At 69.7% G+C, this 15116-nt stretch carries 13 protein-coding genes and 1 pseudogene; 3 read left to right on the top strand and 11 right to left on the bottom strand.

All coding sequences use genetic code 11. From position 1 onward, the window contains the following. Positions 1-19 precede the first annotated feature (19 nt). The 11 genes from AB7U92_RS02020 to AB7U92_RS01970 form a co-directional block, all read right to left on the bottom strand. On the bottom strand, positions 20-1708 hold the full coding sequence (locus tag AB7U92_RS02020; protein WP_428574202.1) for an ATP-dependent DNA ligase: 1689 nt from the start codon (positions 1706-1708) through the stop codon (positions 20-22). Continuing rightward, the gene (locus tag AB7U92_RS02015) at positions 1705-2706 is read right to left on the bottom strand and encodes a ligase-associated DNA damage response exonuclease (RefSeq protein WP_428574200.1); all 1002 of its coding nucleotides are present in this window, start codon (positions 2704-2706) and stop codon (positions 1705-1707) included. The genes AB7U92_RS02020 and AB7U92_RS02015 overlap by 4 nt, the downstream gene beginning before the upstream one ends. Next, positions 2706-3923, bottom strand: coding sequence for a cardiolipin synthase ClsB (gene clsB, locus AB7U92_RS02010; RefSeq protein ID WP_428574198.1), 1218 nt, complete (start codon positions 3921-3923; stop codon positions 2706-2708). The genes AB7U92_RS02015 and clsB overlap by 1 nt, the downstream gene beginning before the upstream one ends. Beyond that, complete coding sequence (locus AB7U92_RS02005) at positions 3920-4699, bottom strand: endonuclease/exonuclease/phosphatase family protein (RefSeq protein WP_428574196.1); 780 nt, start codon at positions 4697-4699, stop codon at positions 3920-3922. Before AB7U92_RS02005 ends, clsB begins: the two co-directional genes overlap by 4 nt. Next, the gene (gene nudB / locus AB7U92_RS02000) at positions 4696-5160 is read right to left on the bottom strand and encodes a dihydroneopterin triphosphate diphosphatase (protein ID WP_428574194.1); all 465 of its coding nucleotides are present in this window, start codon (positions 5158-5160) and stop codon (positions 4696-4698) included. The genes AB7U92_RS02005 and nudB overlap by 4 nt, the downstream gene beginning before the upstream one ends. 71 nt (positions 5161-5231) lie before the next feature. Beyond that, the gene (gene aspS, locus AB7U92_RS01995) at positions 5232-7022 is read right to left on the bottom strand and encodes an aspartate--tRNA ligase (RefSeq protein WP_428574192.1); all 1791 of its coding nucleotides are present in this window, start codon (positions 7020-7022) and stop codon (positions 5232-5234) included. Positions 7023-7107: 85 nt separating this feature from the next. Continuing rightward, entirely contained in the window at positions 7108-7761 is a 654-nt protein-coding gene (locus tag AB7U92_RS01990; RefSeq protein ID WP_428574190.1) for a DUF502 domain-containing protein, read from the bottom strand. A 22-nt stretch (positions 7762-7783) separates the two neighbouring features. Then, complete coding sequence (locus AB7U92_RS01985; RefSeq protein WP_428574188.1) at positions 7784-8101, bottom strand: FmdB family zinc ribbon protein; 318 nt, start codon at positions 8099-8101, stop codon at positions 7784-7786. Positions 8102-8195: 94 nt separating this feature from the next. After that, entirely contained in the window at positions 8196-9692 is a 1497-nt protein-coding gene (locus AB7U92_RS01980) for a sodium:solute symporter family protein (protein WP_428574186.1), read from the bottom strand. 61 nt (positions 9693-9753) lie between these two features. Continuing rightward, entirely contained in the window at positions 9754-11304 is a 1551-nt protein-coding gene (ubiB, locus tag AB7U92_RS01975; protein ID WP_428574183.1) for a ubiquinone biosynthesis regulatory protein kinase UbiB, read from the bottom strand. Then, the gene (locus tag AB7U92_RS01970; protein WP_428574181.1) at positions 11301-11855 is read right to left on the bottom strand and encodes a hypothetical protein; all 555 of its coding nucleotides are present in this window, start codon (positions 11853-11855) and stop codon (positions 11301-11303) included. Before AB7U92_RS01970 ends, ubiB begins: the two co-directional genes overlap by 4 nt. Positions 11856-11948: 93 nt before the next feature. On the opposite strand from AB7U92_RS01970, the gene galE reads away from it, so the two are divergent. From galE to AB7U92_RS01955, 3 genes and pseudogenes are all read left to right on the top strand, one after another. After that, a complete protein-coding gene (galE, locus tag AB7U92_RS01965) occupies positions 11949-12983 on the top strand; it encodes a UDP-glucose 4-epimerase GalE (RefSeq protein WP_428574179.1) in 1035 nt (344 codons plus the stop codon). Next, positions 12980-14431 carry a mannose-1-phosphate guanylyltransferase/mannose-6-phosphate isomerase gene (locus AB7U92_RS01960; RefSeq protein ID WP_428574237.1) on the top strand — a complete coding sequence of 484 codons (1452 nt, stop codon included), beginning with the start codon at positions 12980-12982 and terminating at the stop codon, positions 14429-14431. Before galE ends, AB7U92_RS01960 begins: the two co-directional genes overlap by 4 nt. 118 nt (positions 14432-14549) lie before the next feature. Next, positions 14550-15116 (top strand): annotated as a pseudogene (locus AB7U92_RS01955) (NAD-dependent epimerase/dehydratase family protein); the annotation flags it as partial.

Below are 15116 nucleotides of genomic sequence, written 5' to 3'. Positions count from 1 at the left end.
GTGTTCTCCCTGAAGGCGATCATGCTACGCCGAGCAGCGCCTCGAGCGTCTGCAGCGTGTCGGCCTCGTGCAGCGGCTTGTCGGCGCGGAGGCGCAGCATGCGCGGGAAGCGCACCGCGATGCCGCTCTTGTGCCGAGGACTGCGGGCTATGCCCTCGAAGCCCAGCTCGAACACCAGCGAGGGCCTGACGCTGCGCACCGGGCCGAACTTCTCGATGGTGGTCTGGCGGATCACGCGGTCGACCTCGCGGAACTCGGCGTCGCTCAGGCCCGAGTAGGCCTTGGCGAAGGTCACCAGCTGCAGTGCGCCGGGCGGGGCAGGCTCGCGGCGTTCGATGGCGTCGAGCACCGCCTGCGCTTCGGCGGCGTCGCGCGGCGCACGGCTCCACACCGCGAAGGTGTAGTCGGTGTAGACGCTGGCGCGGCGGCCGTGGCCGGCCTGCGCGTAGACCAGCACCGCATCCACCGACAGCGGCTCGATCTTCCACTTCCACCAGGTGCCGTCGGCCTTCGTCCTGCCGCTGCCGTAGCGCGCCTCGCGGTGCTTGAGCATGAAGCCCTCGACGCGGCGCTCTCGCGACTGCTCGCGCAGGGCGGCCAGCTCGTCCCAGCGCTCGCCGGCCAGCTGTGGCGAGAGCTGCAGCGGCGTGCCGCGCAGCACCGCCTCGAGCCGCGCACGGCGCTCGTGCTGCGGCCGCTCGCGCAGGTCTTCGCCCTGCGCCTCCAGCAGGTCGTAGGCAATGAAGGTCACCGGCGCCTCGGCGAGGATCTTCTTCGTCAGCGACTTGCGGCCGATGCGCTGCTGCAGCCGCTGGAACGGCGCCAGTGCACCGTCGTTCCAGGCCACGATCTCGCCGTCGAGCACGCTGCCGTCCGGCAGGCCCTGGGCCGCCGCGACGACCTCGGGGAAGCGCTCGGTCACCAGTTCCTCGCCGCGCGACCAGATCCAGCAAGTGCCCTCGCGCCGCACGATCTGCGCGCGGACGCCGTCGTACTTCCATTCCACCAGCCAGTCGGCCGGCGACCCGAGCCGGGCATCGAAGTCTTGGTGCGGCACGTCGAGCGCGTGGGCGAGGAAGAACGGATACGGCTGGCCGGGTGCCATGCGGCCCTCGCCGGCCGGCGCGACGAGCGCCGCGAAGGCCGCTTCGTCCGGCCGCGCCTGCGCATCGGTGTAGCCCATCATGCGCTGCGCGACCAGCTTGGCGTCGATCCCCGCATGCGCCGCCAGCGCACGCTGCACCAGCAGCTTGCTGACCCCGACGCGAAAGCCGCCGCCGATCAGCTTGACGAGCAGGAAGCGCTCGGGCGCGTCGAGCTCGTCCCACCAGGAAAGCAGCTGCGCCGACTGCGCGGCAGGCTCGGACCCGCGCAGCGGCAGCAGACGCTGCTGCACCCACTGCGCCAGGCCCAGCTCGCTGCGCCGCGCGGGCGCCGGCAGCACGTGCGCGATGGTCTCGGCCAGGTCGCCCACCGCCTGGTAGCACTCCTCGAACAGCCACTCGGCGATGCCGGCGCGTTGTGCCGCCAGCGTGCGCAGCGTCGCGGTGGGCACGGTCTGCCGCGGCTTTCCGCCGGCAAGGAAATAGGTGGCCCAGGCCGCGTCAGCCGCCGGCGCCTCGGCGTAGTAGCGCTGCAGGGCGGCGAGCTTGTCGTTCGTGGCCGTGCTCGCATCGAGCTCGGCGAAGAGGCGCGCGAAGCGCTTCATGCCGGTTCCTCGTCGCCGTACTCGGTGGCGAAGGAGCCCGCCTGCAGACCCTGCTCGGCGAGCCAGCGCACCATCACCGCCTCGTAGCCGTGGGTGACGATCACGCGGCTCGCGCCGGTGGCGGCGATGGCGCGCTGCAACCCCGGCCAGTCGGCATGGTCGGACAGCACGAAGCCGCGGTCCACGCCCTGGCGGCGGCGCGCGCCGCGCAGCTGCATCCAGCCGCTGGCGAACGCATCGGCGTATTCGCCGAAGCGCTTGAGCCAGGCCGAACCCGCCACCGCCGGCGGCGCGACCACCAATGCACGGGAGAGCACCGCCTTGTCCTTCGCGTCGGTTGCGTTCTGCGTCGGTGGCAAGGCGACGCCGGCCGTGCGGTAGGCCTCGTTGAGCGGCTCCACCGCGCCGTGCACCAGGATCGGCCCGATCGAGGCGTCGACGCCGGCGAGGATGCGCTGCGCCTTGCCGAAGCTGTAGCCCATCAGCACGCTGGCGCGGCCGGCCGCGGCGTTGGCTCGCCACCAGGCGTCGATGTCGGCGAACACCTCGCGCTGCGGCCGCCAGCGGTAGATCGGCAGGCCGAAGGTCGATTCGGTGATGAAGCAGTCGCAGCGCACCGGCTCGAAGGGCGCGCAGGTGCGGTTGTCGTCGCCCGCGCCGCTGACGAAGTAGTCGCCCGAGGCCACCCACACCTGCCCGCCGTGCTCGAGCCGCACCTGCGCCGAACCAAGCACGTGGCCGGCCGGGTGCAGGCTGACGCGCACGCCGCGGTGTTCGACCGGCTCGCCGTAGGCCAGCGGCTGCAGCGTGATCTCGCCCAGCCGCGCGCGCAGCACGCCCGCGGCCGGCGTCGCGGCGAGGTAGTGGCCATGGCCACGGCGGGCGTGGTCGGCATGGGCGTGGGTGATCACTGCGCGGTCGACCGGCCGCCAGGGGTCGATGTAGAAGTCGCCCGGCGGGCAGTACAGGCCCTGCGGGCGCTGCACCACCAGGTCCATCAGTAGCGCTTCCCGGCGATCATGATCATCAGGCGCATGCCGGCGTAGGCCAGCCAGTTCGCCAGGCGCGTCGCCAGCGAGCGGCGCAGGTGTGCGTCGGGTGCCACGCGCCGGCCCTGCTGGGCGATGGCATGGCGCAGGTGGCCCATCACCTCGGCGGCGAAGGCGTCGTCGCGCACGAAGACGTTGGCCTCGCGCGCCAGCAGCAGGCTGAACGGATCGAGGTTGGACGAGCCCACCGTCGACAGCGCGCCGTGCGGCGTGTCCATCACCGCCACCTTGGCGTGCAGGAAGCTGGCCTCGTACTCGATGATCTCGATGCCGGCCTCCAGCATCGGGCCGTACACCGCGCGGCTGGCGTGGTACTGCATGAAGTATTCGTAGCGCCCCTGCAGCAGCAGCGTGATCTTCACGCCGCGGCGGGCTGCGCGGATCAGCGCCCGCTGCAGCTGGACGCCGGGCACGAAGTAGGCGTTGGCGATGACGATCTCGCGCCGCGCCTGCGAGATGGCGAGGCGATAGACGCTCTCGATGCGGCGCCGGAAGCGGAAGTTGTCGCGCAGCACCAGCGAGGCTCGCACGCCGGTGCCCATGCGCCGGCTGTGGGTTGGCTCCTCGACACCGGCGTTGGCTGCGGCACGCACCGCCGCGAGCGTGCCTTCCGGATCGGCCTGGCGCAGCTTGCGCGCGGTCTGCAGCCGCCACCACAGGCGCGTCATCGTGTCGTGCACGTCGCCGACCAGCGGGCCGCGCACGCGCACCGCGAAATCCAGCCGCGGCTGCGCCAGCGGCCCGTGATTGGGGTCGTGGTGGTCGTCGAGCAGGTTGATGCCACCGCAGAAGGCCACGTCGCCGTCGACCACGCACAGCTTGCGGTGCAGCCGGCGCCAGCCGCGCGGCACCAGCAGCCGCCAGCCGTGCGCCGGGTTGAAGACGCGCCAGCGCACCCCCGCCGCCGCCCAGCGGGCGTGCCATGCCTCGGGCACCTCGCCGGTGCCCACGCCGTCGATCACCACGCGCACCGTCACGCCGCGCGCGGCAGCGCGCTCGAGCGCCTCGGCCACCGACAGCGCCGAATGGGCGAAGTCGAAGATGTAGGTCTCGAGCATCACCTGGCTGCGCGCCGCGTCGATGGCCTGCACCATCGCCGGGAACAGCTCGACGCCGCCCTTGAGCAGCGTCAGCTCGTGTTCGGCGCGCGGCGCATCGCCCTTCATGCGAGCACGAGCTCGGCCACCAGCGGCAGGTGGTCGGACATGCGCGCCCAGGCCGTGCCGCGCGGCACCGTGCTGGACACGCAGCGCAGGCCGCGGGTGTAGATGCGGTCCAGCGAGAACACCGGCACGCGCGAGGGGAAGGTGGTCAGCCGCGCGCCGTTACCGGCGCGGTCGAGGCCGCACTCCCGCATCGGCGCATCGAGCTTCTCGCCCCAGTCGTTGAAGTCGCCGGCCACCACCAGCAACTCGCCGGCCGGCACGTGGGCCTCGATGAAGGCGGCCAGCCGTTCCACCTGTCGCACGCGGCTGGCGTGCATCAGCCCGAGGTGGGCGACGACGGCGTGCACCAGGCTGCCGTTCCAGCTCACCGGCACGTGCAGCAGCCCGCGCTGCTCGAAGCGGTGGTCGCTGACGTCGTGGTGGCCGACGTCGCCGATCGGCCAGCGCGACAGCAGCGCATTGCCGTGCTCGCCGTGCTTGGTGACCGCGTTGGTGCGGTAGGCCACCTCGTAGCCCTCGGGGGCGAGGAAATCGGCCTGGCCCTCCTTCGGCCAGCCGAACCAGGTGCGCTCGAAACGGCGCGCCTCGCGGTGGTGGAAGCTGCGCACCTCCTGCAGGAACACCAGGTCGGCGTCCAGCGCCTCGATGCCCAGGCCGAGGTTGTGGATCTCCAGGCGCTTGCGCGGGCCTACGCCGCGCACGCCCTTGTGGATGTTGTAGGTGGCCACGCGCAGGGTGTCGCCGTGGCCGTAGGTGGAATGCGGATGCGGTCTCATCGGGCGAAGCGCGGCAGTTGCAGGATGGCCTCGGCGTTGCTGAACGAGAAGCAGGCGTCGGCCGCCTCCCGCCACGGCAGCCAGCGCCAGGCGAGGTGCTCGCGCGGCGCCAGCACGATGGGCGTGTCGCGTGCCACCGTCAGGCCGAAGACATGCTCGGTGTTGCGCGTCACCCCCGGTGCATAACGATGCCGCCAGGCGGGGTAGATCTCGTAGACATTGCGCAAATTCCAGTCGACCAGCGCCTCGCGCGGCACACGCGCCGAGCCGACGACGATGCCCGTTTCCTCGGCCACCTCGCGCATGGCCGTCTCGTCGAAGGGTTCGTCCTCGCGGTCCTTCGAGCCGGTCACGCTCTGCCAGGTGCCGGGGGCGTCGGCACGCTCGATCAGCAGCACCTCGCGCTCGGGCGTGTGGATGACGACGAGCACCGATTCCGGGATCTTGTAGGGGCGTGCCATGCGCGCAAGAAGAAGGGGCGCCCGAAGGCGCCCCGTCGATTCTGCACGAGCCCCGATGCCCGTTCGCCCGTTCAGGCCAGCGGCATCGGGTTGCGCAGCCGGATGTGCAGCTCGCGCAGCTGCTTCTCGTCGACCGGGCTGGGCGCGTTGGTCAGCAGGCACTGCGCGCGCTGGGTCTTCGGGAAGGCGATCACGTCGCGCAGGCTCTCGGCGCCGGTCATCAGCATCACGAAGCGGTCCAGGCCGATGGCGATACCGCCGTGCGGCGGCGCGCCGTACTTCAGCGCGTCGAGCAGGAAGCCGAACTTCAGCTGCGCTTCCTCGGCGTCGATCTTCAGCGCGCGGAACACCTTGCTCTGCACCTCCTCGCGGTGGATACGCACCGAGCCGCCGCCGAGCTCGATGCCGTTGAGCACCACGTCGTAGGCCTTGGCGATGCAGGCGCCGGGGTTGGTCTCGAGCCAGTCCTCGTGGCCGTCCTTCGGGCTGGTGAACGGATGGTGCACCGCGTTCCAGCGCTGCGCCTCGTCGTCGTACTCGAACATCGGGAAGTCGACCACCCACAGCGGCTCCCACTGGCCCTGCACCAGGCCGCGCGCACGGCCGAACTCGCTGTGGCCGACCTTGATGCGCAGCGCGCCGATCGCGTCGTTGACGACCTTGGCCTTGTCGGCGCCGAAGAAGAGCAGGTCGCCATTGGCGGCACCGGTGCGCGCAAGGATGTCGGCGATCGCCTTGTCGTGCAGGTTCTTGACGATCGGCGACTGCAGGCCCTCGCGGCCCTTGGCCGTGTCGTTGACCTTGATCCAGGCCAGGCCCTTGGCGCCGTAGATCTTGACGAACTCGGTGTAGGCGTCGATCTCGCCGCGGCTCATCTCGCCGCCGCCGGGCACGCGCAGCGCGACCACGCGGCCGTCGGCCGCGTTGGCCGGGCCGGAGAACACCTTGAAGTCCACGTCCTTCATCACGTCGGTCAGCTCGGTGAACTCGAGCTTGACGCGCAGGTCGGGCTTGTCCGAACCGTACAGGCGCATCGCGTCGGCGTACTTCATCACCGGGAAGGCCGGCAGCTCCACGCCGATCGCGTGCTTGAAGGTGCTGCGGATCATGCCCTCGAACATCGTGCGGATCTCCTCCTCGGTGAGGAAGGAGGTCTCGATGTCGATCTGCGTGAACTCGGGCTGGCGGTCGGCGCGCAGGTCCTCGTCGCGGAAGCACTTGACGATCTGGTAGTAGCGGTCGAAGCCCGCCACCATCAGCAGCTGCTTGAACAGCTGGGGCGACTGCGGCAGCGCGAAGAACATGCCGTCGTGCACGCGGCTGGGCACGAGGTAGTCCCGAGCGCCCTCCGGCGTGCTCTTGGTGAGCATCGGCGTCTCGATGTCGATGAAGCCGTTGGCGTCGAGGAACTTGCGCACCTCCATCGCCACGCGGTAGCGCAGCATCAGGTTGCGCTGCATCGGCGGTCGGCGCAGGTCGAGCACGCGGTGCGTCAGCCGCGTGGTCTCGGAGAGGTTTTCCTCGTCGAGCTGGAACGGCGGCGTGACCGACGGGTTGAGCACCTCGATCTCGTGGCACAGCACCTCGACCTTGCCGCTGGTGATGTTGGCGTTGGTGGTGCCGGCCGGCCGCTCGCGCACCTTGCCGGTGATCTTCAGGCAGAACTCGTTGCGGATGTCCTCGGCCACCTTGAACATCTCGGGGCGGTCGGGGTCGCAGACCACCTGCACGATGCCTTCGCGGTCGCGCAGGTCGACGAAGATCACGCCGCCATGGTCGCGGCGGCGGTGTGCCCAGCCCATCAGCGTGACGGTCTGGCCGAGCAGGGCCTCGCTGACGAGGCCGCAGTACGTGGTTCTCATGGTTCTTCTCCGGAATTCGGTTCGGTGCGTGTGCGGCGTGGGGAGGTGGGGCGCTGCGGCCGGCGCGAGGCCGGGCAGCACCCCCTCAATTTCGGGCCGGTTCGGCGGCAAGCGCGGCAGCCGCCGGCAGAGGCGGCGCCACCACGCCCATCGAGATGACGTACTTCAACGCCTCGTCGACGCTCATCGCGAGCTCGATCACGTCGCGCCGCGGCACCATCAGGAAGAAGCCCGAGGTGGGGTTGGGCGTGGTCGGCACGTAGACGCTGAGGTAGTCGCCGGGCAGGTGGTGCGCCGTCTCGCCGCCAGGCTTGCCGGTGACGAAGGCGATGGTCCACGCGCCCTCGCGCGGGTACTGCACCAGCACGGCTTCGCGGAAGGCGTTGCCGCTGCTGGAGAACAGCGTGTCCGAGACCTGCTTGATCGAGTTGTAGATCGACTTGACGATCGGGATGCGGTTGAGCAGCTTGCTGCCCTGGCGCAGCCACCACTGGCCGACGATGTTGGTGGCGAAGATGCCGGTGAGCAGCAGCGCCACCAGCGTGACCACCAGCCCCAGCCCCGGGATGCGGCGCAGCATCTCCAGCGGCGCCGTGGCCGAGGCCGGCAGCACCGCCTGCGTGGCGGTGAGGAACCACCCGAACATGCCGTCGAGCAGGCCCAGCACCGACGTCAGCACCCAGATGGTGAGCGCCAGCGGCAGCCAGACCAGCAATCCGGCGATGAGGTATTTCTTCAAGGGTGGCTTTCGGCGCGCCGCCTCAATGGCAGGCGCAGGAGCCGCCGCAAGCGCCGGCGGCGGCCGTCGTGCCGCCGGAAGAACCGCCGTCGGTGGACGAGGGCGCGGCCGGCGCGGCGCTGTCGCTCTTCGTGTCGGCCGGTTTGGCGGCGCCGCCGCCGCCCTTGAAGTCGGTGGCGTACCAGCCCGACCCCTTGAGCTGGAAGCCGGCGGCGGTGAGCTGCTTGGAGAAGCTCTCGGCGCCGCAGGCCGGGCAGGTGGTCAGCACCGGGTCGGATATCTTCTGCAGCACGTCTTTCGCGTGGCCGCAGGCAGTGCAGCGATAGGCGTAGATCGGCATGGACTAAATCCTTGATGCAGAAAGGAAAACCGCAAATTATAAGGGCGCGGTGCCGGGCCTGCCGGCGCCGCGCCCGTTCGGGCGGCTCCCGCGATCAGTGGCCGGCGGCCTGGCGGCGCTCGTGGTGCGCGTGGCTGGCGGCCTGCTGCAGGGTGTGCTCGATCGAGTGGCCGTGGTTCCTGATGATCGACGGCGCCAGCGAGCCGATGACCATGAAGATCGCCGAGGCGAACAGGCCGATCAGGTTGGGCGGGATCATCGCCTCGGGCGCGAGCGTGTTGGCGCCGAGCCAGAAACCGACGCCGAACACGATGGCGGCCAGCGCCCCTTGCGTGTTGGCCTTCTTCCAGTAGGCGCCGGCCAGCAGCGGCACGAAGGCGCCGACCAGGGTCACGTTGTAGGCGTTCTGCACCATCTCGTACATGGTGCTCTTGCTGTTCACGGCGAACAGCAGCGCGGCGGCGCAGAAGGTCACCAGGATGATGCGCAGGGTCAGCAGGAACTGGCGGTCGCCCATGTTCGGCACAAAGGGGCGCAGCACGTTCTCGGTGAAGATCGCCGTGGGCGCCAGCAGCGCGCCGCTGGCGGTGGACAGGATGGCCGACAGCAGCGCGCCGAAGAACATCACCTGCGCCCACACCGGCATCTGGCCCAGCACCAGGTCGGGCAGGATGCGCTGGATCTGGCGGGCGTCGTCCGAGTCGAACAGTTCCTTCAGCCCCGGGTCGGCCACCAGCGCGGCATAGCCGATGAAGATGGGCACGAAGGCGAAGCAGAAGTAGATCAGCGCGCCCAGCACGGTGCCGCGCACGGCGGTCTTCTCGTTCTTGGCGCTGGTCATGCGCTGGAACACGTCCTGCTGCGGGATGGATCCGAAGGCGAAGGCGAAGAAGGCGCCCGCCATCGCCCAGTACGCCGCGGCATCCATCTCGGCCGGGAACATCACCAGCTTGCCCTCGGCCGCCGCCTGCGAGATCACCTTGGCCGGGCCGCCGGCCATGTCGCTGACGACGTAGGCCACCAATGACAGGCCGAAGATGATGATCACCGTCTGGAACAGGTCGGTGAAAGCCACCGACCACATGCCGCCGAAGATGGTGTAGATCAGCACCACGCCGGCGCCGATCAGGATGGCGTTGTTCAGCTCGACCGCGCCGCCGGACAGCACGTGGATCACCAAGCCCAGCGCCGTCATCTGCGCCGAGGTCCAGCCGAGATAGCTGGCGGTGATGGCCAGGCTGGTCAGCACTTCTACGCCCTTGCCGTAGCGGTGCTTGTAGAAGTCGCCGATCGTCAGCAGGTTCATCTTGTAGAACAGCTTGGCGAACAACAGCGCCGCCAGCACCAGGCAGACCGAGGCGCCGAACGGGTCGCCGGGGATGCCGTTGAGGCCGTCCTTGGCGAACGTGGCCGAGACGGCCAGCACGGTTTCGGCGCCGAACCAGGTGGCGAAGACCGTCGCCACGTTCATGTACAGAGGCAGGCTGCGGCCGGCGACGAGGTAATCCTTGGAGTTGTGCACCCGGCGCGCGGCGATCAGGCCGATGCCGATGGTCACGGCCATGTAGATGACGACGAAGGTGATCAGCACGGCTCTTTCCTCGCTGGCTAGGGAGGTGGTCGAAAAAACTGGCGCGCAGTGTACCCGCGCGTCAGCCTGTCCGTAGCAGGAACAGGGCCAGCCCCGCGCAGGCGGCCACCACCGCCCCGGCCAGCCAGAGCAGCCGCGACAGCGTGCGGTTGAGCCGGCGCTGCTCCTCCACCAGCAGTTCCAGGGCACGGGCGTCCGGCGCCGGCTCGCGCTGCAGCGCCTGGTGGATCAGCCGCGGCAGCTCGGGCAGCAGCTGCACGTAGCGCGGCGCCTCGTTCTTCAGCCGCTCGGCCAGGCCACGCCAGCCGATCTGCTCGTTCATCCAGCGCTCGAGGAAGGGCTTGGCGGTGTTCCACAGGTCGAGGTCGGGGTCGAGCTCGCGGCCCAGGCCCTCGACGTTGAGCAGCGTCTTCTGCAGCAGCACCAGCTGCGGCTGGATCTCGACGTTGAAGCGCCGCGAGGTCTGGAACAGCCGCAGCAGCACCTGGCCGAGCGAGATGTCCTTCAGCGGGCGGTCGAAGTGAGGCTCGCAGACGGCGCGGATCGCGCCTTCGAGCGCGTCGACGCGGGTCTCGCGCGGCACCCAGCCGCTTTCCACGTGCAGCTCGGCCACGCGCTTGTAGTCGCGGCGGAAGAAGGCGATGAAGTTCTGCGCCAGGTATTCCTTGTCGAACTCGGTGAGCGTGCCGACGATGCCGAAGTCCAGCGCGATGTAACGGCCGAAGGTCTCGGGCGCGATGCTCACCTGGATGTTGCCCGGGTGCATGTCGGCGTGGAAGAAGCCGTCGCGGAACACCTGGGTGAAGAAGATGGTTACGCCGTCGCGCGCCAGTTTCCGGATGTCCACCCCGGCATCGCGCAGGCGGTCGATCTGGCTGATCGGCACGCCCTTCATGCGCTCCATCACGATCACGCCCTGGGTGCACAGGTCCCAGATCATCTCGGGCACCATCACCAGCCGCAGATCCTCCATGTTGCGCCGCAGCTGGGCGGCGTTGGAGGCCTCGCGCACCAGGTCGAGTTCGTCATGCAGGTAGTTGTCGAACTCGGCCACCACCTCGCGTGGCTTCAGGCGCTTGCCGTCGACCGACAGCCGCTCGACCCACGCGGCCAGCGTGCGCATCAGCGTGAGGTCGTCGTCGATCACCTCGAGCATGCCCGGGCGCAGCACCTTGACCGCGACCTCGCGGCCGTCCTTCAGCGTGGCGAAGTGCACCTGTGCGATCGAGGCGCTGGCCACCGGTTCGGCGTCGAAGCTGGCGAAGATCTCGTCGATCGGCCGGCCAAACGCCTTCTCCACCAGCGCGCGCGACTGCGCCGCCGGGAACGGCGGCACGCGGTCCTGCAGCTTGGCGAGTTCCTCGGCGTAGTCCGGCGGCAGCAGGTCGCGCCGCGTCGACAGCACCTGGCCGAACTTGACGAAGATCGGCCCCAGCCGTTCCAGCCCCTTGCGCAGGCGCACGCCGCGCGGTTCGTCGAGGCGGCGGCCGATCGTCAGCACACGCACCAGCGCCCGCACCCAGCCCTGGCGGAAGCTGGACAGCGCCAGCTCGTCCAGCCCGTAGCGCAGAACCGTGACGCAGATGAAGACGAGCCGCCCGACGTGCCTCATCGCGGCGTCGGTCCGCCCGTGCCGTCGCGGCCGCCGCGCAGCCGCGAGGCCAGGCTGCCGATGCCGCGCACCGCCTCGCGCAGCGCCGCGGCCACGCTGCCGCCGAACTTCGACAGCTCGCGCGCCGGCGCGTCGCCGATCAGCCGGGCCAGGTCGTCTTCCAGGTCCCAGCGCAGGTTGTCGAACAGCCAGTTGACGTCGGTGGCGAACTGTGCGTCGCCGGCCACCTCGATGCGTGGCTTCTCGCCGCCGAGGGCTCGCACCAGCGCGAGCGCAGGGTTCGAGGCATCGACCGTGACGCGCAGTTCGGGCGCACCGGGCAACTCGTCGCCGCACCACTCCAGCAGGCCGGCCGGCGTGATGCGCACGCCCAGCGGCGGCACCGGCGGCAGCAGGGCCGGCCAGCCTTGCGGTTCGAGGACGAGGCATCGCCCGGCATGCGCAGCCAGGCGCTGGGCGGCCACGGGCTCGCCGGCGATGACGTGGTTGGCCAGGAGGATGGCGCGCTCGATCACCGCCCGTGAGGCGAGCGCTTGCAAGCTGTGCAGCATTCACGGATTGTAGGCACGGCGCCGTGACCCCCCCGAGTACGTGGCCCCTGTCCGGCTTCACCCCGGCCCAGAATCGAAGGGCAAAAGAACGCCATGAATACCGCTCCCACGATTCTCCTGACCGGCGCCACCGGCTTCATCGGCTCGCACACCTGGCTGGCCCTGCAGGAAGCCGGCCTGCGGGTGATCGGGCTGGACGACTTCTCCAACAGCTCACCCGAGGTGCTGGCCCGGCTGCAGCGTCTGTCCGGGCAGGCGCCGGCGTTCGAGCGCGGCGACGTCGGCGACGAAGTCGCTCTCGACGCGCTGTTCCGCCGCCATCGCATCGATGCCGTGGTTCACTTCGCCGCCTTCAAGGCGGTGGGCGAGAGCAGCGTGAGGCCGCTCGAGTACTACCGAAACAATCTTGGCGGACTGATCAACCTGACGCGGACGATGCAGCGCCACGGCTGCCGCCGGCTGGTCTTCAGCTCCAGCGCCACCGTCTACGGCCAGCCCGAGACGCTGCCGATCCGGGAAGATTCGCCGCTGGCCGCCACCAGTCCCTACGGCGCCACCAAGCTGATGGGCGAGACCATCCTGCGCGATCTCGAGCGCTCCGAGGCCGGCTGGTCGATGGCGCTGCTGCGCTACTTCAATCCGGTCGGCGCCCATGAAAGCGGCCTGATCGGTGAGGCCCCGCAGGGCACGCCGAACAACCTGATGCCCTACGTCGCGCAGGTCGCCGTGGGGCAGCGCGAGTCGCTGAAGGTGTTCGGCAACGACTACGACACGCCCGACGGCACGGGCGTGCGCGACTACATCCACGTGGTCGACCTCGCGGAGGGCCACGTGGCCGCGCTGCGCGAGCTGATGGACCGTGGCCGCTCGCTGATCGTCAACCTCGGCACGGGCCGCGGCCACAGCGTGTTCGAGGTGTTGCGCGCCTTCGGGCGCGCCTGCGGGCGCACGATCCCATACGAGATCGCGCCGCGCCGGCCCGGCGACGTGGCAGCCTGCTATGCCGACGCCTCGCGCGCGCGCGAACTACTGGGTTGGACCGCCCGGCGCGACCTCGACACGATGTGCGCCGACAGCTGGCGCTGGCAATCCTTGAACCCAAACGGCTTCAAGCCGCAACGTCCATGAAGAAGATTGACCTGCAGCCTGTGATCATGGCCGGCGGCAGCGGTACGCGCCTGTGGCCGCTGTCGCGCGCCCAGTATCCCAAGCAGTTCCTGGTGCTCACCGGCGACCGCAGCTTGTTCCAGCAGGCGGCGATGCGCATCGCCGGCCTCGGCGCTAGCGATATCGCGGTGGCCCCACTGTGCGTGGTCGGCAACGAGGAGCATCGCTTCCTGATGCTCGAGCAGCTGCGCGAACTCGGTGCCACCGACGCGACCCTGCTGCTCGAGCCGATGGGCCGCAACACCGCGCCCGCGATGACGCTGGCCGCGCTGCAGGCGACGCAGTCTGGACGCGACCCGGTGCTGGTGGTCACGCCGGCGGACCAGACCGTGGTCGACGAGGCCGCGTTCACTGCGGCCCTGCAGCGCGCGGCACGGCTGGCCGAAGGCGCGGCGATCGTGATCTTGGGCGTGCGCCCGGATCGGCCCGAGACCGGCTATGGGTACATCAAGTCCGGCGGTGCTGAGGCCGGCTGCCTGCGCGTCGAGCGCTTCGTCGAGAAGCCCAGCCTCACCACCGCCCAGCGCTACCTCGCCGACGGCGAGCACTACTGGAACAGCGGCATGTTCGTGGTTCGCGCCTCCACTTGGCTGGCGGCGATCGAGCGTTTCCGTCCCGACATTGCCGAAGCCACACGACGCGCCTGGGAGGGTCGGCAGACGGACGCCTCCTTCATGCGTCCCGGGCGTGCGCTGTTCGCGGCGATTCCCGCCGAGTCGATCGACTACGCGGTGATGGAGCCCGTCTCCACGAGTACCGGCAGCTTCGAACTGCTCATGGTGCCGCTGGACGCCGGCTGGAACGACCTCGGCGCGTGGGAGGCCGTCTGGCAGGCCAGCGCGAAGGACGACGCCGGCAATGCCACACGCGGAGACACTGTGATTCGCGACAGCCGCAACACCCTGATTCACGCCACCAGCCGGCTGGTCGGCGTCGTGGGCCTGGACGACGTGGTCGTGGTCGAGACTCCGGACGCGGTGCTGGTGGCCGACCGCAGCCGCAGCCAAGAGGTCAAGCAGATCGTCGGCGAGCTCGAGCGCGCTGGGCGCAGCGAGCGGACGCTGCACCGCTTGGCGCACCGTCCCTGGGGCTGGTACGACAGTATCGATGCCGGGAGCCGCTTTCAGGTTAAGCGCATCATGGTCAAGCCCGGCGCTTCGCTGAGCCTGCAGATGCACCACCATCGCGCCGAGCATTGGATCGTAGTCAGTGGCACGGCTGAGGTCACCTGCGGCGACCGCAAGCTGCTGCTGACGGAGAACCAGAGCACCTACATTCCGCTCGGCGAAACGCACCGCCTCGCCAACCCGGGCAAGGTGCCGCTGGAGATCATCGAAGTGCAGTCGGGTAGCTACCTCGGAGAAGACGACATCGTCCGCTTTGAGGACACGTACGGCCGCGTAGAGTGACTTTCGGCAGCCCGGTGTGCCCCCGAACGGGAGGGTGCGTCCGGGCCTCGCCATCAACGACAATCCGCAGCAATCCCAATCCGGCGCCGGCTCGCCCGGGCGCGACAACCCAAATCGCATGAAAGTCCTCGTCACAGGCGCCGCCGGATTCATCGGCATGCACGTCTCGCAGATCCTGCTCGCGCGCGGCGACGAGGTTGTCGGCCTCGACAACCTCAACGACTACTACGACCCGCAACTCAAGCTCGACCGCCTCGCTCGGCTCACGCCGAAACCCGGATTCCGCTTCGTCAAGATGGACGTGGCCGACCGCGAAGGCGTCGCACGTCTGTTCGCCGAAGAGAAGTTCGACCGCGTGGTCCATCTCGCCGCGCAGGCCGGTGTGCGCTATTCGCTGGTCAACCCGCACGCCTACATCGACAGCAACATCGTCGGCTTCACCAACATCCTCGAGGGCTGCCGCCACAACGGCGTGCAGCACCTGGCCTACGCGTCGAGCTCGAGCGTCTACGGTGGCAACACCGCGATGCCGTTCTCCGAGCACCACAACATCGACCATCCGGTGAGCCTGTAAGCGGCCACCAAGAAGGCCAACGAGCTGATGGCGCACACCTACAGCCATCTGTTCAGGCTGCCGACCACCGGCCTGCGCTTCTTCACGGTCTACGGCCCCTGGGGACGTCCG

It is taken from the genome of Piscinibacter sp. (genome assembly GCF_050175855.1).
Taxonomy (GTDB): Bacteria; Pseudomonadota; Gammaproteobacteria; order Burkholderiales; family Burkholderiaceae_C; genus Piscinibacter.
Note: the sequence above shows the minus strand (reverse complement) of the source record. Positions and strands in the feature narration are given on the sequence as shown.

Bases quoted from the DNA above. Each gene is read 5' to 3' on its own strand.
- AB7U92_RS02020 (WP_428574202.1), bottom strand. From the start codon at position 1,708: ATGAAGCGCTTCGCGCGCCTCTTCGCCGAGCTCGATGCGAGCACGGCC.
- AB7U92_RS02015 (WP_428574200.1), bottom strand. From the start codon at position 2,706: ATGGACCTGGTGGTGCAGCGCCCGCAGGGCCTGTACTGCCCGCCGGGC.
- clsB (WP_428574198.1), bottom strand. From the start codon at position 3,923: ATGAAGGGCGATGCGCCGCGCGCCGAACACGAGCTGACGCTGCTCAAG.
- AB7U92_RS02005 (WP_428574196.1), bottom strand. From the start codon at position 4,699: ATGAGACCGCATCCGCATTCCACCTACGGCCACGGCGACACCCTGCGC.
- nudB (WP_428574194.1), bottom strand. From the start codon at position 5,160: ATGGCACGCCCCTACAAGATCCCGGAATCGGTGCTCGTCGTCATCCAC.
- aspS (WP_428574192.1), bottom strand. From the start codon at position 7,022: ATGAGAACCACGTACTGCGGCCTCGTCAGCGAGGCCCTGCTCGGCCAG.
- AB7U92_RS01985 (WP_428574188.1), bottom strand. From the start codon at position 8,101: ATGCCGATCTACGCCTATCGCTGCACTGCCTGCGGCCACGCGAAAGAC.
- ubiB (WP_428574183.1), bottom strand. From the start codon at position 11,304: ATGAGGCACGTCGGGCGGCTCGTCTTCATCTGCGTCACGGTTCTGCGC.
- AB7U92_RS01970 (WP_428574181.1), bottom strand. From the start codon at position 11,855: ATGCTGCACAGCTTGCAAGCGCTCGCCTCACGGGCGGTGATCGAGCGC.
- galE (WP_428574179.1), top strand. From the start codon at position 11,949: ATGAATACCGCTCCCACGATTCTCCTGACCGGCGCCACCGGCTTCATC.
- AB7U92_RS01960 (WP_428574237.1), top strand. From the start codon at position 12,980: ATGAAGAAGATTGACCTGCAGCCTGTGATCATGGCCGGCGGCAGCGGT.